At 47.2% G+C, this 20556-nt stretch carries 16 protein-coding genes; 12 read left to right on the forward strand and 4 right to left on the reverse strand.

All coding sequences use genetic code 11. The features are described 5' to 3' along the window. Positions 1-222 precede the first annotated feature (222 nt). The 4 genes from RQM65_RS09520 to RQM65_RS09535 all read left to right on the forward strand — a co-directional run bounded on the left by RQM65_RS09520 (position 223) and on the right by RQM65_RS09535 (position 3113). Positions 223-1908, forward strand: a complete 1686-nt coding sequence (locus RQM65_RS09520; protein WP_314014491.1) for a glutamine--tRNA ligase/YqeY domain fusion protein — start codon at positions 223-225, stop codon at positions 1906-1908. A gap of 297 nt (positions 1909-2205) precedes the next feature. Beyond that, entirely contained in the window at positions 2206-2535 is a 330-nt protein-coding gene (locus RQM65_RS09525) for a YtxH domain-containing protein (RefSeq protein ID WP_314014492.1), read from the forward strand. Between the two features lie 3 nt (positions 2536-2538). Then, positions 2539-2889, forward strand: coding sequence for a phage holin family protein (locus RQM65_RS09530; RefSeq protein ID WP_314014494.1), 351 nt, complete (start codon positions 2539-2541; stop codon positions 2887-2889). Then, positions 2886-3113: a DUF6327 family protein gene (locus tag RQM65_RS09535; RefSeq protein WP_314014496.1), complete on the forward strand. Its 228-nt coding sequence runs from the start codon at positions 2886-2888 to the stop codon at positions 3111-3113. The genes RQM65_RS09530 and RQM65_RS09535 overlap by 4 nt, the downstream gene beginning before the upstream one ends. Positions 3114-3185: 72 nt before the next feature. On the opposite strand, the gene RQM65_RS09540 is transcribed toward RQM65_RS09535, so the two are convergent. Next, positions 3186-4115 (reverse strand): SPFH domain-containing protein, encoded by a 930-nt coding sequence (locus RQM65_RS09540; protein WP_314014498.1) that lies wholly within the window; start codon positions 4113-4115, stop codon positions 3186-3188. A 281-nt stretch (positions 4116-4396) separates the two neighbouring features. After that, entirely contained in the window at positions 4397-5932 is a 1536-nt protein-coding gene (gene gltX, locus RQM65_RS09545) for a glutamate--tRNA ligase (RefSeq protein WP_314014500.1), read from the reverse strand. 122 nt (positions 5933-6054) lie between these two features. On the opposite strand from gltX, the gene RQM65_RS09550 reads away from it, so the two are divergent. The 5 genes from RQM65_RS09550 to RQM65_RS09570 all read left to right on the forward strand — a co-directional run bounded on the left by RQM65_RS09550 (position 6055) and on the right by RQM65_RS09570 (position 14177). Continuing rightward, positions 6055-9519, forward strand: a complete 3465-nt coding sequence (locus tag RQM65_RS09550) for a DUF4175 family protein (RefSeq protein WP_314014502.1) — start codon at positions 6055-6057, stop codon at positions 9517-9519. Beyond that, a complete protein-coding gene (gene ybeY, locus RQM65_RS09555; protein ID WP_314014503.1) occupies positions 9512-9931 on the forward strand; it encodes an rRNA maturation RNase YbeY in 420 nt (139 codons plus the stop codon). The genes RQM65_RS09550 and ybeY overlap by 8 nt, the downstream gene beginning before the upstream one ends. A 239-nt stretch (positions 9932-10170) precedes the next feature. Beyond that, entirely contained in the window at positions 10171-12039 is a 1869-nt protein-coding gene (gene mnmG, locus RQM65_RS09560) for a tRNA uridine-5-carboxymethylaminomethyl(34) synthesis enzyme MnmG (protein ID WP_314014504.1), read from the forward strand. Between the two features lie 57 nt (positions 12040-12096). Beyond that, on the forward strand, positions 12097-12924 hold the full coding sequence (locus tag RQM65_RS09565) for a class I SAM-dependent methyltransferase (protein WP_314014506.1): 828 nt from the start codon (positions 12097-12099) through the stop codon (positions 12922-12924). A gap of 725 nt (positions 12925-13649) precedes the next feature. Beyond that, the gene (locus RQM65_RS09570) at positions 13650-14177 is read left to right on the forward strand and encodes an OmpH/Skp family outer membrane protein (protein WP_314014508.1); all 528 of its coding nucleotides are present in this window, start codon (positions 13650-13652) and stop codon (positions 14175-14177) included. Between the two features lie 337 nt (positions 14178-14514). On the opposite strand, the gene holB is transcribed toward RQM65_RS09570, so the two are convergent. Beyond that, positions 14515-15678: a DNA polymerase III subunit delta' gene (gene holB, locus RQM65_RS09575; RefSeq protein WP_314014510.1), complete on the reverse strand. Its 1164-nt coding sequence runs from the start codon at positions 15676-15678 to the stop codon at positions 14515-14517. Positions 15679-16225: 547 nt separating this feature from the next. Between holB and RQM65_RS09580 the strand changes: the two genes are divergently transcribed. The 3 genes from RQM65_RS09580 (at position 16226) to RQM65_RS09590 (ending at position 20225) form a co-directional block, all read left to right on the forward strand. After that, entirely contained in the window at positions 16226-17419 is a 1194-nt protein-coding gene (locus RQM65_RS09580; RefSeq protein WP_314014511.1) for a phosphoglycerate kinase, read from the forward strand. 36 nt (positions 17420-17455) lie between these two features. Then, a complete protein-coding gene (locus RQM65_RS09585) occupies positions 17456-19102 on the forward strand; it encodes a LysM peptidoglycan-binding domain-containing protein (RefSeq protein ID WP_314014513.1) in 1647 nt (548 codons plus the stop codon). 112 nt (positions 19103-19214) lie between these two features. Continuing rightward, a complete protein-coding gene (locus RQM65_RS09590; protein WP_314014515.1) occupies positions 19215-20225 on the forward strand; it encodes a DUF4837 family protein in 1011 nt (336 codons plus the stop codon). Positions 20226-20378: 153 nt separating this feature from the next. On the opposite strand, the gene RQM65_RS09595 is transcribed toward RQM65_RS09590, so the two are convergent. Then, on the reverse strand, positions 20379-20549 hold the full coding sequence (locus RQM65_RS09595) for a DUF6747 family protein (RefSeq protein WP_314014516.1): 171 nt from the start codon (positions 20547-20549) through the stop codon (positions 20379-20381). Between the last annotated feature and the right edge of the window lie 7 nt (positions 20550-20556).

Genomic DNA, 20556 nt, shown 5'->3' on the forward strand with positions numbered 1-20556 from the left:
AGGCGTAGTTTTTGGGTTACTACAAGCTTTTCCGGATTTGGGATTCGGAAAAACGGGACTATACATAAGCAAATATGGTATATATGGCAGGCTTACAAAATTTAATGTTGTGGCATGGGGTAAAAGTGTTGTGAAATCAGGTTATTTGTATGAAAAGCATCTGTAAAAAAGCCAAATTCTTCCATTTTCCGTACCTTTGCGAACCTTAAAAAATAGCACGCTATGGCCGAAACCGGGGAATCATTGAACTTTATTGAACATATTGTAGAGGAAGACCTGAAACAGGGCTACTCCCGTTCGGACCTGCGGTTTCGTTTTCCGCCCGAGCCGAACGGGTACTTGCATATCGGGCACGCCAGTTCCATCTGTCTTAATTTTGGACTGGGCGAGCGTTACAACGCCCCTGTCAACCTACGCTTTGACGATACCAATCCGATAAAGGAAGAGAAGTCTTATGTAGAAGCCATTAAGCGGGATGTGGAATGGTTGGGATTTTCGTGGGATACCGAGCGGTATGCATCGGATTATTTTCAGCAACTTTACGATTGGGCGGTGCTCTTGATCAAGGAGGGTAAAGCCTACGTCGATAGTCAATCCTCCGAGGAAATGGCCGCCCAAAAAGGGACCCCTTATGAGCCCGGCACGGAAAGCCCCTATAGAAATCGTTCCGTCGATGAAAATTTGGAACTTTTTCAAGGGATGAAAGAGGGAAATTTCGAAGAAGGCTCGCACGTGCTCCGGGCCAAGATTGATATGGCGGCGCAGAACATGCTCATGCGCGATCCCATAATGTACCGTGTGCTGCATAAAGCGCACCATCGCACCGATACCGATTGGTGTATTTATCCGATGTACGATTGGACACATGGGGAGAGCGACTACATCGAACAGGTTTCCCATTCGCTGTGTACCTTGGAATTTGCGATGCATCGGGAGCTGTACGATTGGTTTTTAGACCAAGTGGTAGATTCCGGAAAATTGCGGCCCAAGCAGCGAGAGTTTGCAAGAAGGAACCTAAGCCACACGGTAGTGAGTAAACGCAAACTGCTTCAACTGGTCGAGCAGGGAGTCGTCGATGGATGGGACGACCCCCGAATGCCAACAATATCCGGGATGCGGAGAAGGGGCTATACCCCGGAAGCGATTCGCAACTTTGCGGATACGGTGGGCATCGCCAAGCGGGAAAACTTGGTCGATGTCTCCCTTTTGGAGTTTCACGTACGGGAACACCTCAATAAAATAGCACCCCGGGTGATGGGCGTTCTCGACCCCTTAAAGGTGGTCATCACGAACTATCCCGAGGGGGAGGAAGAGTGGCTGGAAACCGAGAACAATCCTGAAGATGAGTCCGCTGGTACCCGTAGAATCCCTTTTTCTAGGGAAATCTATATTGAAAGGGCCGATTTTAGGGAAGAGGCGAATCGAAAATACTTTCGCTTAAAGTTAGGAAAGGAAGTTCGTTTGAAGTCCGCCTACATCATCAAGGCCGAGAGCTGCACCAAAGATGCCGATGGGGATATCACGGAAGTTCAGTGTACTTATGATCCTAAGAGTAAAAGCGGTAGCGGAACAGAGGAAAGCAAACGGAAGGTAAAGGGAACCCTGCATTGGGTCTCGATTCCGCACGCCGTGGAGACCGAAGTTCGATTATACGACCGATTGTTCACCGATGAAAGTCCCGATACGCACAAGGACAAAAGTTTTATGGAGCTTATCAACCCGGATTCATTGGATGTAGTAAAGGGATACGCTGAGCCCGGTGTTGCAAATGCCGTAGTTGGAGACCGCGTCCAATTCCAGCGCTTAGGTTATTTTTGTGTGGATCCCGATTCATCCGAAGAAAAAATAATTTTTAATCGCACTGTGGGATTACGGGATACATGGGCTAAACTGGAAAATAACAAATAACTATTGATTAGTCGGTATAAATAGAATTTGTTTATTGATTATAGCTCGAAATAAGCCCTTTTCGCGTAGTTTTTAGATGTTCACAAACTTATCCCCCGCTTAGGGAAAAACGCTTCTAACAATGGCCTCAAAAGACGGCTTTGATTAAATTAATCGCTTGTGTCAATATTTACTTTGATTAGGGCAACCTTACAGCATTATTTCAAGTATATTGCCATTTGATGTTTGAAGAGCACGGAAAATTTTCAGAACATTTCAGCAACAGAAAACCATTTATAACTTTAAAATTCAAAAATTATGTCAAAAGATAGTGGAAGTATCATGTTAGCCTTATTGACCGGAGCCGCGATTGGTGCCGGGGTCGGAATACTATACGCACCTGATAAAGGCGATAACACCCGCAAAAAAATAGGCAAGCAAGCCAAAAAGACCAAAGAGGATATTGCCAACCGGATTTCGCAGGCTACTGACGAACTGACCAAAACGGCCGAGGCCAAGAAGGTTGATTTCGAAGCAAAATTAGACAAGACCATCTCCAACATGAGCTATAAGGCCGATGATATAATTTTAGGGCTAGAAGCGAAGTTGGAAGATTTGAGGAAAAAAAATGCGCAACTTCAGAAATAATGTATGGCGTTCGATGAGTTAAAGGAAAATTTCTCGGAAGCCGAGGCCAACGCGCGTTCTTATATTGAAACGAGCAGCCAATTCTATAAGCTCAGGGGCTTCAAGGTGCTTTCTAAGAGCTTTATAGGTCTTGTGAAGTTCCTTTCGGTGGGCATTGCCTTGATATTCGCCATGCTATTTCTCTCCATCGGTGCCGGATTTTGGGCGGGAAACGAGTTGGGGGATACCTACCTCGGATTTTTAGCTGTAGGTGGAGTATATGTCATCATTGGTCTTCTCTTATATTTGACCCGGAACTTATACCGAAAATCTATGCTTAAGAAGCTTTCCAAATTTTATTTTGATGAAATATGATACCAAAGAAATACAGCTCTTTCGAAGAAATCGATCAAGATCTCAAAATTTTGAAGCTAGAGCGCGATATCGCCGTGGAAAATCTTAAGCTGACCTTTCAGCAAACCAAGAGCAACCTTTATCCGACCAGTTTGTTGGGCGGTGTTGGCGGAATAGTCAAAAAGTTCTTAATTTCCGTTGTCGCCAAGAAGGTGGTCAATCGTTTTAGTAGCAATAAAGGCTAAAGCTAACTCAATTTACATTAAAAAAGCCCGATGATATGAACTTCATCGGGCTTTTTTTTGGGAAAATACCGGTCAATCCCCTTTGCCCTTGGGATTTTTCTTCTTCATTTCTTCCCCGATCATATTGCTGGCAGTAAACGATGCGACCATATCGTTCAGCATATCGCTGCCGGCCTGGGGGGAATTGGGTAAGAGGATAAGGTTGGTATTTGTCTCTTCCCCGATGGACTGTAGGGTATCGTAGTGCTGGGTGACCACGATAAGGGCCGAGGCTTCCTGCGAGTTGATGCCGACCTTGTTCAGCACTTCTACGGACTCTTCCAGCCCGCGGGCAATCTCCCGGCGCTGGTCGGCTATTCCCTGACCTTGCAGCCGCTTGCTTTCCGCCTCGGCCTTGGCTTTTTCGACGATCAGGATACGGGCGGCGTCCCCTTCGAACTGGGCGGCAATCTTTTCGCGCTCCGATGCATTGATGCGGTTCATGGCGTTCTTGACCTGGGCATCGGGGTCAATGTCAGTCACCAAAGTTTTTATGATATCGAACCCGTAATCGAACATGGCCTCCTGCAATTCGGTCTTCACCGCAATGGCAATGTCATCCTTCTTTACGAAAACGTCGTCAAGTTTCATTTTGGGCACCTCTGCACGCACCACATCGAAAACATAGGAGGTTATCTGCTCGTGCGGGTATTCTAGCCTATAGAAGGCCTCATAGACCTTATCCTTCAACACCACATACTGTACCGATATCTTGAGCTTGACGAACACGTCGTCTAGAGTTTTTGTCTCCACAATAACATCCAATTGCTGAATTTTCAGGCTTAACCGTCCCGCGATACGGTCAACAAGCGGAATTTTCAGTTGGAGTCCCGATCCGCGAATACTCTGAAACCGGCCGAAGCGTTCGATGGCCACTGCAGTCTGCTGTTTTACAATAAAGAAGGAAGAGAAAAGGATGACCGCTGCTATAAGGATTACAGGGATAAGAAAGAAACTGCCCATGATGTTGGTTTTATGTTAGATGGAATGAAGATACTGAGACTTTATTATATAGTTGCTCTTTTTTATGGATGTTTATCCCATCAAGGTGCAATCTCCATCTTTTTTGATGAAACCCATGGATTATGAAAGCTAATGGGCCAACAAATCGAGCTGATTTACTCACAGGAGTTCAACTCAAACGTTTCCAGCACTTGATGGTACTTCTAATCGGCTCTTATCGGAACGAGGTTTTGGTGACTCTTAGGCCAAGAAGGACATTTTAGGATTGACGACCACAGTCGTCAATCCAAAACGACAACGGCCTTTTGAATCCGTTGAATACTCTCCTTTTTCCCGATCAGTCCCATGATATCGAACAGGTGCGGACCCTTCATGTCCCCGACAATGACCAAACGCAATGGGGGCATGACCTTTCCGAAAGAGAGCTCTTGTTCGCCAATCCATTCCTTTACATGGCTTTCCAAATTGTTTGATGAGAAGTCCTCTATGGTTTCCAAAAAAGATACCAGTCGGTTCAGAATGTCCGGGGTACCGTCTTTCCATTGTTTTTTCACCGCTTTTTCGTTGTAAGATGTTGGGGCGATGAAAAAATAATGGGATAGTTCCCAAAACTCGGAGACGAAGTCAGCCCTTTCCTTTATCAATGAGACAACATGTCTGACCCTATCAGGTCGAGCCGCTCCCATTAAATCGTCACTGTCTTCATCGCGAAGTGAATCCACGTGCTCGACTAAAATCGGTCTAAACCGCTCGGCTAACTCGTCATCGCTCTTTGCCTGCAAATATTGGTGATTATACCATACGGTCTTATTAGGGTCGAATCGCGCCCCGGACTTGTTGATCCGTGCAAGGCTAAAGGCCTGAACGAGCTCTTTCAAACTGAATAGTTCCTGCTCCGTACCGGGGTTCCATCCCAAGAACGCCAAAAAGTTGACCACAGCTTCCGGAAAATAACCGTTCTCCCTGTACCCCGGGGCATCCTTCCATGTCAACGGAAACACGGGAAAGCCTCCTTTCTCCCCGTCGCGTTTACTCAGCTTTCCGTTTCCGGAAGGTTTTAGTATCAGGGGCAGATGGGCAAATTCGGGAGCCTTCCATCCAAAAGCGTCATAAAGCTGACAGTGAAGGGCAAGGGAAGGCAGCCACTCCTCGCCGCGTATGACGTGGCTGATTTCCATCAAATGGTCGTCAACGATATTGGCCAGATGATAGGTGGGCATTCCATCGCTTTTAAATAGCACCTTATCGTCCAACGTATTGGTGTCGATTTCAATGTCGCCGCGTATGGAATCCTGTAGCCGAAGGGTCTCATCGGGAGGAGAAAGGAAACGGATTACGTGCTCTTCTCCGGCGTCCAATCGCTTTTGCGTATCCTCCGGTGTCAAGGATAACGAATTGTCCAGTTTTAACCGGTTATGCCAGTTGTAGATAAATGTTTTGCCTTTGGCCTCGTGATTTTTTCGATGGGCGTCCAGATTTTCGGGTGTATCGAAGGCGTAATAGGCTTTTCCCTTTTCGACAAGTTCCTCGGCGTAGCGCTGATAAAGGTGCTTGCGCTCACTTTGGCGGTACGGTCCGTAGCCGCCGTCCTTGTCCGGCCCCTCATCGTAAGAAATCCCACACCATTTCAAGGCCTCCACGATATACTGCTCGGCCCCGGCGACAAAACGGCTTTGATCGGTATCCTCGATGCGTAGGATAAAGGCTCCGTCGTGCTTTTTGGCGAAGAGATAATTAAATAGGGCAGTGCGGACACCGCCTATGTGTAACGGCCCCGTGGGGCTGGGGGCAAAACGTACCCTTGGCTTTTCTATCATACAGCAAAGATAACAAATACCGACCGTCCCTTTAGGGTACTGAATCTGAAATTACAAGGAGAATTTCCTACAGGAAAGCCACGATGGATGCATCCGGGGCAATTTCCGTATCTTTGACTACTATGGCCGGTTATAAAATCATATTAAATAAGCTCAGCCAGTTTACACGGAAGTACTACACCAAGATGTTGGTCAAGGGTCTCCTGTTATTTCTGGTACTTGGCCTGCTCTTCATGTTCGTCGTACTTGGGGTGGAGTATTTTTTATGGTTGGATTCAACCGGACGCTTTATCCTGCTTATGTCGTTCGTCGCGATAGAAGGCTATTTGCTGTACCGGTTCATCCTCACTCCGCTGTTCTTCCTTTTCAAACTCCGTCAGGGAATCAGCAACAAACAGGCCTCGCTCTTGATCGGAAAGCACTTTCCGGAAGTCGGGGATAAGCTGTATAACCTGTTGGATTTGGCCGAGGACAAAAGCCAGTCCGATTTGCTAATGGCGAGCATGGTCCAGCGATCGGAAAATATGGCCCCGATTCCGTTTGCAAAAGCCGTGGATTTGCGGGATGCCCTTAAATATACCAAATTCCTGATCATACCGATTGTACTGTTCGGTCTGATTTGGTTGTCGGGCAGCCTAATGTCTTTTTTCGGGTCTGCGGACCGTGTTGTCAACTATGACTTGGCGTATGAACCCCCGGCTCCCTTTCATTTTAGATTATTATCCACAGATTTAAGCGTACTGGATACGGAAGCATTTGCAATTGAGGTGGTTACGGAAGGCAGTATCCAGCCTGAGGAGGTTTATATCAATATCAACGGGACAAGCTCATTGCTACAAAAACAAAACGGGCGGTATCGCTATACCTTAACTCCTCCGTTAAAGAAAGCGGAATTCTTCTTTACTGCCAATGGTGTCCGATCCAAGCCGTATATATTGAACGCGTTGAGCACCCCGTCCATAAAAGGGTTTAAAATGCGGTTGGACTATCCTGACTATACCAATCGTTCCTCGGAAGTGCTTCGAAGCACCGGTAATGCTATATTTCCGGAAGGAACCGAGGTTTCTTGGGAGATAGAAGGACAGTATACCGAGAACATTCAATTGACTGCCAAGGATACCACCATGAGCTTTAACAAGCAGGATGACCGGTTCGACCTTTCGCAACGCATATATGCGGATTATCCGTACGAGCTGTCCACTTCCAATAAAAATGTACAGGATTATGAAAAATTGGAATATCGATTTAACGTGGTCAAAGATGCGTATCCTGTCATAAAGGTCAAACAGGTCAGGGATTCCTTAAATCCCAATATATCCTACTACGCAGGAGAGGCTTCCGATGACTATAAGTTGAGGAATATACGACTGGTCTGTTATCCCGAAGACCAACCCGAAAAGCGGCAAGTTGTCCCGCTCACCAAACCCAATGCGAACTTTGGTCAGTTTTATTACACCTTTCCGTCGGGTTTGGAGCTTGAATCCGGACAGCGCTACAGTTACTATTTCGCGGCCACGGACAATGATGCCCTTCACAAGGGTAAGACTGCAAAAAGTCAATTGTTTTCCACAACATTGCTTGACGAAGGTCAGTTGCGGAATAGCGAGCTTCAGTCCCAACAGTCCCTTATCAAGGGCCTGGGACAGTCTTTGAATACGTTCAAGGAGCAGCAAAGAACCCTTAAGGAAATCAACAGGGAGCAGAAAGAGAAAAAGCGGTTGAATTTCAACGAGCAGGCCCAGATCAAGGATTTTCTGCAAAAGCAGCAACGGCAAGAAAACATGATGCAGAAATTCAGCAAGCAGCTGAAGGAAAATCTGGATAAGGGACAGGAAGACGACCAAATGAACAAGCTGCTAAAGGAGCGTTTGGAACGACAGGAAATCGAGGCCAAAAAGAACGAAAAACTGCTTGAGCAACTCAACAAGGTCGCCGATAAAATCGATAAGCAGGAGTTGACCAGACGCCTTGAAGAACTCGGCAAAAAACAGCAAAGTAGCGAGCGGAACCTTGAACAGCTCTTAGAATTGACCAAACGGTATTATGTGACCGAAAAGGCCGCCCAGTTGGCCAAGGACCTAGCTGAAGAGGCCGAACGCCAGGAAATCCTTTCCCAATTGAAATTGGGGGAGGAGTTTTCAGACACGGAACAGCGGAAATTAAATGAAAAATTCGAGCAATTGGCCAAAGACCTTGAGGAGCTGGAGAAGGATAACGCCAGGCTTAAAAAACCGGTCGAGCTAAAGATCGACCCTAGCAAAAAGGAAGGCGTAAAACAGGACCAAAAAGATGCGCTGGAGCAAATCAACAAACATCAGGGCACCGAACAATCCTCCCAATCCGAAGAGATGGAAAAGGCCGCCCAAGGGGCGAGCAGGAAGCAGAAATCAGCTGCGGAGAAGATGAAACAGATGAGCGAGGAGCTCGGGAAATCCGCTTCTGGAGGATCCGGCGGATCGAGTATTACCGAAGATGCCGAAATGCTGAGACAGATATTGGACAACCTAATCACATTTTCGTTTAAGCAAGAGGCGCTGTACGACAAGCTGGAAAATACGGATGCAGACAACGCCCAATTTTCGGAAACTGTGAGGGAGCAGCAGGAGTTGCGTGAGCTGTTCGGGCATGTTGATGACAGTCTTTTCGCTTTGTCACTACGTCGGGCAGAGCTTTCGGAGTTTGTGAACGAGCAAGTTGCTGAGGTCTATTTCAATGTGGACAAGGCTTTGGAGAGCATGGCGGAAAACCAAATTTATCAAGGTGCATCCTATCAGAAGTATGTAATGAACGCTTCCAACAGCTTGGCCGATTTTTTGGCGAACATGCTCGACAATATGCAGCAGAGTATGATGACCGGGAAAGGGCAGGGACAAGGACAGGATTTTCAACTGCCAGACATTATTAAGGGCCAAGGTGAACTAAAAGAAAAGATGGAAGGAATGGGCCAACAAGGGAAGGCACAGCAACAAGAGGGAGAAGGCAAGGGCCAGCAGGGAGAAGGCCAACAGGAAGGTGCCGGCGAGGGAGACTCCCAGTCCGGGGAGGGAAATAAACAGGGCAAGGGCCAGGAAGGTCAGGGCGGTGAAAACGTGGCGGGGGAGCAAGGAAGCGGCTCTCAAGGCGAAAACGGCAACGGTGGCACACAAGGGCAAGGCCAGCCCAGCGAGGCCGAACTTCAGGAAATCTATGAGATATACAAAGAACAGCAGATGATCCGTCAACAACTTGAGCAGCAGTTGCAGGATTTGATTGACGCCGGCGATAAGAAACTGGGTCAAAAGTTGCTTGAACAAATGGAGGATTTTGAGAACGATCTATTGGAAAACGGCATCACCCAAAGGAGTATATCCAAGATTAACAACATTCAATACGAACTGCTAAAACTTGAAAATGCCGCCTTGAAGCAAGGCCGTAAAAGAGAACGCGAAAGCAATACCAACACCAAAAGCTTTAACAACCCTATCCTTACCAAACCGGATGCCCTGAAGAATTATCGTAACGATATTGAGATTTTAAATCGGCAAGCCTTACCTTTGCGGCCCAATTTTCAAAACAGGGTAAAAGACTATTTTAGTGGCGATGATTGAGTTTCACTACGAAACGGATTTTCGGCTGGAAAACGATTCCAACTATGCCGATTGGATAAATAGGATAATCGCCTCCGAGGGAGGACTGTCCAAGCGGATTGATTATATATTTTGCACCGATGCCTACCTTTTGGAAATGAATAGAAAATATCTGTCGCACGATACGCTTACCGACATCATTACGTTTGATTATAGAGAGGGGAAGCAGGTGGGCGGAGATATTTTTATCTCCATCGACAGGGTCAAGGACAACGCGCAATTTTATAATGTAGCATGGGAAAGTGAGCTGCTTCGAGTGATGGCACATGGCGTACTCCACCTGTTCAATTACAAGGATGGCTCAGATGTCGAGAAGGCGGAAATGCGGGCTAAGGAAGAAGAGAAAATTAAATTGTTCCACGTGGAACAATAATGTGCAGGGCGATTCGTTGTATCGAGTTTTATAATTGTCAGGCAGGCATTAGGGCGTGGCGGCAGACCCTGATGCTTTTTGTCAATTTGTCGGAAACAGGGTATGCCCCTCGCGGCAACTTTAGTTGCGATTTGTTCAATTGGCGTCTTGCCGACAGGCGGTAAAAAATGCAAGCCTTTACGGCTTGAACGTGCAGAGATCGCTCGCCCGAAATGGCAGCGTATCAAAAACAAGACAGAATGTTTGCAGAAAGATATGACATAATTGTAGTGGGCGGGGGCCACGCTGGTGCAGAAGCGGCAGCTGCAGCTGCCAACATGGGTTCTAAAACCCTACTGGTGACCATGAACCTACAGACCATTGGCCAGATGTCCTGCAATCCCGCTATGGGCGGTATTGCCAAGGGGCAAATTGTGCGCGAGATAGATGCTCTGGGAGGCTATAGCGGGATCATAACCGACAAATCCGCCATCCAGTTCAAGATGCTTAACAAGTCCAAAGGTCCAGCCATGTGGAGTCCCCGGGCCCAGAGCGATCGAATGCGCTTTGCCGAGGAATGGCGACTTGCCCTGGAGAACACCCCGAATTGCGATTTTTATCAAGAAATGGTAAGCGGGCTTCTCGTCGAGGGGGGCAAGGTAGTTGGGGTGCGAACGTCGCTGGGTCTGAAGATCAAGTCGAGGGCAGTCGTTCTCACTAACGGCACCTTTTTAAACGGACTCATCCATATCGGCGAAAAACAATTCGGTGGGGGCAGGGCAGGAGAGCGAGCAGCTACGGGAATCACTGAGCAGTTGATGGATTTCGGGTTCGAGGCCGGTCGGATGAAGACGGGAACACCGCCCCGAGTCGACGGCCGATCGCTAGACTATTCCGTCATGATTCCACAACCTGGGGATAAGAATCCAGACAAATTTTCTTATTTGGATACTCCGTTCTTGACACAACAACGGGATTGTCATATGAGCCACACCAGTACCCAGGTGCATGATTTGTTGCGCGAGGGCTTTGAGCGTTCGCCCATGTTCAATGGCCGGATCAAAAGCGTTGGACCACGTTATTGTCCCTCCATTGAAGATAAAATCCATCGATTCGCGGATAAGGAAAGCCATCAACTCTTCGTTGAACCGGAGGGCTGGAATACAGTCGAGGTCTACGTCAATGGTTTTTCCACCTCTCTGCCGGAAGATGTGCAGTTTAAAGCCTTGAAAACGGTTAAAGGTTTTGAAAAGGTCAAGTTTTTTAGGGCGGGCTATGCCATTGAATATGATTACTTTCCTCCTACCCAGCTTAAACATACCTTAGAAACCAAGCTGGTCGACAATCTTTACTTTGCTGGACAGATCAACGGCACCACCGGCTACGAGGAAGCCGCTTCACAGGGATTAATGGCCGGCATCAACGCCCATTTAAAGCTGAACGACAGGGAGTCCTTAATTTTAAAAAGAGATGAAGCTTATATTGGCGTCTTGATTGACGATCTGATTACAAAAGGAACAGAAGAGCCGTATCGGATGTTCACATCAAGGGCTGAATATAGAACCTTGTTGCGGCAAGACAACGCGGACTTACGGTTAACGCCTAAGGGGTATGAGGTCGGTCTTGCAAGCGAGGAACGGCTAAGGAAAATGGAAGATAAAGAGCGCAAATCCCAAGCATTTGTCAATTTTTTCAAGCACACTAGCGTGCTGCCCAAAGATATAAACCCTATTTTGGACCGGCTGGATTCTTCTTTGGTCAAGCAATCCGACAAGATGTTCAAAGTATTTTCCAGACCTAAGGTCAAAATGGAGCATATGTTGGAATTGGAGCCGGTTTCCAATTTTGTTGACGGCAACGCGATGAATAGGGAAGTGTTGGAGCAAACAGAAATCCAAGTCAAATACGCCGGATACATTGCCAAGGAAAAAATGAATGCGGACAAGTTGCAGCGGTTAGAGGATGTAAAAATCCCTGAAAATTTTGATTACTCCAAACTAAAATCCTTGTCCTTTGAAGCTCGGGAGAAGTTGCAGGATGTTCAGCCGGTTACCATTGCGCAGGCCGGTAGGGTGAGTGGGGTGAACCCTTCGGATATAAGTGTCCTTTTGGTTTATTTAGGGCGATGACCAGCCCCATGTTCCACGTGGAACGTAAGGTCTAATACAAATATCCTTTAGAATGCAATGAAGCCATTTTTGAAATTAAAGGATTATTCGGTATCCGGGGAAGCTTTTGAACTGCTACTCGATGAGGATTTGCAAATGTTAGTGACCCGGCCTCAACCGGAGAACCTGAATCCTTATTATGAGAGTGAGACCTATATTTCCCACACGGATGCGGACCAAACCTTGGCTGACAAGCTGTATCAACGTGTGAAATCCTTTAGCCTATGGATGAAGATTAGGCTAATAAATACTTACGCAAACCGCAACAAATCCTTGTTGGATGTCGGGGCGGGTACCGGTGATTTTTTGGTGGCCGCCAAGAACAATGGATGGTCGGTTGATGGGGTAGAACCCAGTCGTGACGCTCGTCTGCGTTCCAGGGAAAAGAAAATGGAGCTTTTGCCTTCCATGGGTGAATTGCCCGAAAAAGAGTTTCAGGTAATAACGCTATGGCATGTGCTCGAACATTTGCCCGATCTCGAAAAACAGATTGCTAAGTTGCTCCGGCATTTGGCGGACGAGGGCGTGCTGATAGTGGCTGTACCTAATTATCGATCCTACGACGCTCGACATTACAAAGAGTTCTGGGCTGCCTATGATGTGCCACGCCATCTTTGGCATTTTTCAAGAACCGCTATCGATAAACTTTTCGCGAAACACGGGATGAAGGTAGTGCGCACTTCACCTATGGTATTTGATCCATACTATGTTTCATTGCTTTCCGAAAAATACATGACCGGCAGACAGCATTTTTTTAGAGCCCTGTACAGAGGCACGCTCTCCAATATTTCCGGCTGGCTTACCAAAGAACATTCCTCCATTATCTATGTGCTGGGAAAGAAGTGACCTAAGAGTACGCCATCAGGTTGCGACGAGCAAACTAAATTAACGAGGACGTATCAGAAAACTAACCGTGCAAAATTGTTTTCGAATAATGAATCTCCGTTACATTACCCCCGTTAGAGAGAGTTGGTAAAATCTAGTGAAGAAATTTTAAAACACTTAAATTTCGACGCCATTGGAAATTATCGGGGGAGGAATTGGTTTTGAAGCTGTTTAAGGCCATTTAACGGGCGTTCTCACCTTTCATCATGTTCCGCTATCGCTGGTTTGATTACCTACAAATTTATGGCGTTTCTACAGCCCTTGTTCAATAGGGGCTGACAATCGTTAAGAATTCTAAGATAGATTATGTTTATGTTATTGGCTTTGTGGCTAGTTTTCCTTTTATAAGAACCCGGTATCTTGAGACCCTCCAAAAATGCAAATTTTTACAAGTGTAGATGCATGTGACAGAACATTGGACGACCGATCATAATCCGGGAACATTCCGGTTTGAGACAGTTTATATTTGTTTGATTGTACGCTATTCAGATTTGCCGATCATGACGCGACCTTTCCCTCTTCCGCATTTAGCGTTTCAATACTCCTACAGACGATTCGTAGCAACCCAACCGAGCAAGGTCGATATGGTCTAATTATTCGCAGGGGGTTGCGCTCCTTGGAAAACCTTTTCTATTTTTGCGCTGCTAACATTTGAACTATAATTACATTAATCAGAATTTATCAAGATGAAAACGAAATTTAAGACGAGAAGGAACCTATTAATGATTTTTGCCGTAGTAGGCCTGGTTTCATGCCAGCAGACGAAAATTGGATATGTTGACAATGTAAGGCTGATGGACGAGTATCAAGGCAAAATGGATGTGGAGGCAGATTTTAAGGTCAAAGCGGATGCCTTGAACAAAAAGCGTGACAGTATATCGCAGGCTTTTCAGCAAGAGGCCCAAGCTTTTCAGACAGAAGCCGAAAAAATGTCGCAGAAAAAAGCACAGGAGCAGTATGCCGAAATGCAACAACGCGGTCAGATGATAGGGCAGCAGTTGCAACAGGAAGACCAACAATTGCAGGCGAGCGGACAAACCGAGATGGACAGTGTCGTGGGCAAGGTGAAAAAAGAGATTGAAGCCTACGGCAAGGCCAACGGGTACACCTATATTTTAGGCGGTGGTGACGGCGGAAGTGTACTCTACGGCACCGAGACCAATGACCTTACCGATGAGCTGGTCGAAATCTTGAACGAGAAGTACACCAAATAGGTTCGAACTCAAAGGTCCACCGTCGGGACGTTGATAGTGGAAAATAACGCCGTGGTTCCGCGTCGAGCATAACTATCGATTAAACACTCCATGCCCTAATTCGTGGGGATTGCGGTTTTGTGGCCAATTGTAAAAAACGTTGGTCTCTTCGCGCTTTGATCAAAAGGGTTTAATCCCCCCTGTTCTAACTCCGAAAAGAGGGACCGAGCTTTTGGGCGGGAGTTTAATAGAAATTCTCCGAAGATTGTTTATGGGCTTTTTCGTCAGGTTAAAGGTAAAACCCTGCAATTTTATTGCCGTTTTGAAACCTATGGAGTTTCAATTCATAGTGGTTTAGCTAAGGAGCTTGTGTTGCGGCAGGCCGGTGCAAAAGACGCGTCAATTTTATCGAAAGGTCGGTCAGTATAATTTTGGAGTTGCCGTTACGCTCGATGTGGTAAATGGCGTCTTCCAGTTCCCTGACGATATCGGTAATGTTGTTCTCGTGCACAAAAGGCGCAAAATTCTTCAGGAGAAAGCCATCGACGTGAAATCGCATAAAAGTAAGTTCTGCCGTGTTGAAGTTAAACAGCAAGGCTTGACGCATGACCGCAAGGCAGTACTGTAAAAAATTCTTTTGGGTCTCCCTGCCGGTCTTTGCCACCTCTTCTCCCCAAAGGATAAGTTCGCGAACCGCGGCTTTGTTGCCCTTGGCCTTAAAGGCGCTGCGGACCCACTGCACGAACCACTTTTCGAATATAAGGTCTTCCGAGTCTTTGTTTAAAAGGTCCAGCGCCTTGTTGAAGTTGCCATCGGCCTCGTGGGCCGTTAGTAAGGCTTCTTCGCGTGATGCTCCTTTTTCTACGAGGGCCTTCGCAATCGCCTCTTCCGCCAACGGGGGAAAATGCAACACCTGGCAACGCGACCGAATGGTCTGGATAATCTGTTCTTCGTCCTCGGCAATCAAAATGAAAACGGTATTGTTCGGAGGCTCCTCGATAAGTTTGAGTAGCTTGTTGGCGGCGGACAGGTTCATTTTTTCGGCCATCCAGATCAGCATCACCTTGTATCCGCCCTCGTAGGATTTTAACGCTAGTTTTTTAACGACGTCCTGGGCCTCGCCGACCCCGATTTGGCCCTGTTTCTTCTCGATACCGATCAGGCGGTACCAGTCAAAGAGGTTACCGTAAGGTTGCTCTTTCAGAAAACTCCTCCATTCTTCGCTGTAGTGGTCGCTGACCGCATGCTTCTTGGCCTTTTCCGAGGTGGACACCGGATACGCAAAATGCATATCGGGGTGAGAAAAGGTAGCGAACTTGGTATTACAGGCCTGGTTTTGGCCGTTATTTTCCCCATCGGTGTTCGAACAAACGAGGTACTGGGCGTAGGCCACGGCCATCGCTAAGGTGCCGGAACCTTCTGGCCCGACGAACAACTGCGCGTGCGGAATGCGCCCTGCATCGGCGCTGGTGGTCAAGTGGTTCTTGATATGGGAGAGTCCGAGAATCTCTTTGAACAGCATGGGGGTAAAGATATGATTTTTACAACGAGCTATCGAAGGGGCGAGAGAAAGAAAAAGGACAGAGGAAGAAGGACAAAAGGAGGATAGACGAAAGGCCGAAAGAGCGAGTACGGAAGACGGAAGGGGAGTACCAGGGTACGGAGTGAAGGAGGATAAGGCGGAAGAATGGACGGATGAAGGTCGCAATAGTGTAAGCCTAAAAGAATAATGGAAGGAATGGGAGAATAGGAGGAAGGAAAACAAAGTAGGGAAGGACTGAAGGAGTCGGGTCTTTTTACGGAATCCAGGCACCGAGAGCACTCCCGAGCCTGTGCACGGAAGCATCCTTAAAGGCTAGGTCTAAAAACAGCCAGATTTGAAATAGAATCGCATATACGCTTTCAGCATCGCGGCCCCAACTCATTTCGAATAGTGGACTTTACTCTTCCAAGGCAGGGTCCTAACTCTTTCAGCGCAGCGGTCTTTCCTCTTTCAGCGAAGCGATTCTTATCCTTTCAGCACAGCCGTCTTTTCATTACATTTGCTATTCCCATAAAACCAGAAAAACATGAAAACGATAGATGATTTTAATTTCAAGGATAAAAAGGCATTGATCCGTGTGGATTTCAACGTGCCTTTGGACGATAGTTTTGAGGTGACGGACACCAACCGCATAGAAGCCGCAAAACCGACCATAATCAAAGTTCTGGAAGACGGCGGGAGTGCCGTACTGATGAGCCATTTGGGACGGCCTGGCGGGGAGATAGATCCTGATCTGTCGATGGAACATATTGCGGATACGGTCTCCGATATCATTGGGGTAAAGGTCAAATTTGTCGATGATTGTGTTGGGAAAAGCGCCGAGGATGCGGTGGCCGGTCTACGGCCCGGGGAAGTGTTATTGTTAGAAAACCTACGTTTTCACGAGGGGGAGAAATCGGGGGATGCCGATTTTGCGGAGCAGCTTTCCAAATTGGGCGAGATTTACGTGAACGATGCCTTTGGAACCGCACATAGGGCCCATGCTTCGACTACCGTAGTAGCCAGTTTCTTTCCGGACAACAAATGTTTTGGTTATCTCTTGGCCAAAGAGATCGAGGCTATCGAAAAGGTGATGGATACTGGCGAAAAGCCAGTTTTGGCGATATTGGGCGGTGCCAAGGTGTCTTCCAAGATTACTATTATCGAGAATATTCTTGACAAGGTCGACCATCTTATTATTGGCGGTGGAATGACCTATACCTTTATAAAGGCAAAGGGCGGACAGATAGGCGATTCCATCTGTGAAGACGATAAGATGGATCTCGCCATGGATATTTTGAAACAGGCGAAAAATAAAAACGTAGAAGTACACCTTCCCGTAGATGTTCTGGCCGCCGATGATTTTGCGAACGACGCCGAAACCAAGGTGGTCGATGTCGATAAGATTCCCGATGGATGGCAAGGTCTCGATGCCGGCCCTAGAACCCTGGAAAACTTTAAGGAAACCATTCTAAAGGCGAAGACCATTCTCTGGAACGGACCTGTAGGCGTGTTTGAAATGGAAAACTTCGCCAAAGGTACGATTGCCGTTGGAAAGGCTATCGACGAGGCGACCCAAAACGGCGCATTTTCCTTGGTCGGGGGTGGGGACTCGGTTGCCGCCGTCAAACAATTCGGGTTCGATGACAAGGTCAGCTATGTCTCTACCGGAGGGGGCGCAATGCTCGAAAGCCTAGAAGGAAAAACCCTGCCGGGAATTGCTGCAATAAAGGGCCAATAAGCGCGTTATCGATAAATGCTCAACTAGCAGATGATTATGACACCAAAGAACAGCACTTTTTTTTCGTTGGTCTGGAGCTTGGTTTGTGCCGTTCCTGCGATAGCGCAACAAGTGGATTATCCCGCGATATCAAAAGCGGATACCCTCGCGACATCCAAAGAAAGCCATACGTATGATTCTAGGGTAGTAATCGATACCATGGCAATGGACATGCACGGTGTCGAACAGATGGAAAAAATGGCATCCGATACCATCCGGAACGACAGTGCGTTAAAATTGGTCCGTGACGGGGCAATTCGTAAATATGCCTTGCAAGACCTTCCCGTGGCGGCAAAATATGATAGCTTATGGATGGAAGTGCTATACGAGAATGCATCCCTTTCCGATGAAATGTTCCGAGAGGTTTCCCAGCTTGATTACGAGAAGACCTATCCTACATCGTTGTCTACGGATACGCTTAAGGCACGCTTAAAGCGTTTGAACCAAAAGACACCTTTCAACATTGCGTACAACCCATCCTTGGAAAACGTTATCAAGTCTTTCCTCTTTCGGAAGAGGGAGCTTATGGAAAGAATGTTGACCGTCAGCCAGTTCTATTTCCCTTTATTCGAACAGGAACTCGACAACCACGACATCCCTCTGGAAATGAAATACCTTGCCATTGTGGAGTCCGCCTTGAACCCAAGAGCACGTTCCCGGGTGGGCGCCACGGGCCTTTGGCAATTTATGTACGGAACGGGAAAGCAATATAAACTTGACGTATCCAGTTACGTCGATGAACGCAGCGACCCGATAAAATCCACTCAAGCCGCCAGCAAGTTTCTTTCTAAACTGTACGACATCTATGGCGACTGGGATTTGGTCTTGGCGGCCTACAATTCGGGTCCGGGCAATGTGAATAAAGCCATTCGCAGGTCAGGGGGATCCACTAACTATTGGCACATCCGCAGGTTTTTGCCCCGAGAAACGGCAGGTTACGTGCCCGCTTTTCTCGCGACCATGTATCTTTTTGAATATGCCGACGAACATGATCTGAAGGGCGAAACTGTTGAACGCGCCTACTTCGAGACCGATACGGTACGTGTTAAAAACCTGATTACCTTCCAGCAGATTTCCGAACTTGTCGGGGTCGGCGAAAAAGAGCTGAGCGTGCTCAATCCTTCTTACAAGCTGAACGTTATTCCTTTTGTCGAAGGCGAGCACCATACTTTGCGTTTGCCCAGATACGCCATAGGAAGATTTGTAGCCAACGAAGCTGCCATATACGCGCATGTCAAAAAGGAGCTGGAAAGTAAGGAGAGCCCCCTTCCGGAACTGGTCGAGGAGGCGGAGCGGAACAAAATACGGTATAAGGTGCGCCAAGGTGACTATCTTGGAAAGATAGCGGAACAGTACGGGGTCGGGGTGAGTGAGCTTAGGCGCTGGAACGGGCTCCGCGGAAGCAACTTAAGGGTGGGCCAGCGTCTTACCATATTCCCGGAGCGCATGCCGCGAGCGAGCGCCGGAAATGCGGGTATCCCTGTAGGGGCGAAGGTGCACACGGTGCAGCGTGGCGACTCGTTGTGGACCATCTCAAAAAAATATCCAGGAATTTCTGTTGAAAACTTACGACAATGGAACGGTATTAGTGGTAGAAATCTCAAACCGGGCACAAAACTGAAATTGTGCGCCTGCCCGTCGTAGATTTGAGTCGTGAGTTCCTCAGGTTTGTTCTGTTTTCAAGTGGTTCGTGCCCAGCAGACTTAAATTCCGAATTCCGATAGGCAAACGACTCGAAATATCAATACCCTAGAACATGAAAAAACTTGGATTTTTAGCCTTATTTCTCGCCATTGTATTGACCTCCTGCAATAGCGGCGCAAACAAGAGCTATTTGCCCAGCTCGATAGGCGCTATAAACTCGATGGTCGTCGTAATCGACAATGATCTTTGGAAAAGCAGGGTCGGCGACTCCATTAGAAGGCATTTTGCCGCCCCCGTGCTCGGGATGCCCATGGACGAGCCTCTTTTCAACATCGATCAGATTGCCCCTAAATTCTTTACCGGATCTCTCCGAAACACCCGTTCGGTGCTTTTTGTCATGAAAGATTCGGTCGATGTGGCCCACGTCAAGAGCGATTTGTATGCCACGCCACAGAAAATAGGGGTGATAAAAGGAGAAACTGAGGAAGATATAATTGAAAACCTGAAAGATGAATCGGACCAGATCATTAAGGCTTTTAAGGAAGTGGAAATCACCGAGGCACAAAAGCGCTTCAATCGCTCATTGAACAAAGAAGGAGTGCTTCAGGAGAAATTCGGGATTTCGCTAAAGGTGCCCTCAATTTATAAGGTTGGGAAGCAGGAAGACAATTTCGTTTGGATCGACCGGGAGATACGAAAAGGAAGTGCGAACATTATCGTTTACGAGATGCCCGCCAACAGTTTCGGCAACGATACCACTTTGGTGAAGGACATTATCGCCATGCGCGACTCCATCGGAAAAAAGTATGTGCCCGGACCCGATGTGACCGGAAAGGTAACCTATATGCGAACGGAACCCGCCTACGCCCCCGCTCTATTTCCCGTAGAAATTGCGGGCATCAAAGGCGTGGAGGTCCGTGGTATTTGGGACATCAAGAACTATCCCATGGCCGGACCCTTTCTGACCTATATTCTCAACGACAAGACCAACAATAGAAAATTGGTCATGGAAGGCTTCGTATTTGCCCCTGCCACCGAAAAAAGGGACGATATCTTCGAGCTCGAAGCCATATTAAAGACCTTAAAACTCGTACCGCAACAGGCCGATGAAGATGCAAAATAGGCTTCTATATCTACTTTCTTCTCTGGAGCTACGTATCTTCCGTGCTGGATAGTGGATTCGGCCCTACGTTCGATTTAGGTTGGAAACGGATAAACAAGAAATAAAAAGCCGCAGCTTATGACTGCGGCTTTTTGATTATATGAAGGCACGGGATCAACCGAAAGCAAAGCCTGTAGAGAGTCTGTAGATGAATGCGTAAACGGTAATTGCAAATAGAGCTAGCCAAAACCAGGTAAGCGCCTTAAAATACTTTTTAAGGATTCTATAAGTCCAGTCCTTAAACGCTTCTACATAAATTTCTCTAACAAGTAATAATTTCTTCATTTTTATA

The sequence above is a fragment of the Pricia mediterranea genome (genome assembly GCF_032248455.1).
GTDB lineage: Bacteria > Bacteroidota > Bacteroidia > Flavobacteriales > Flavobacteriaceae > Pricia > Pricia mediterranea.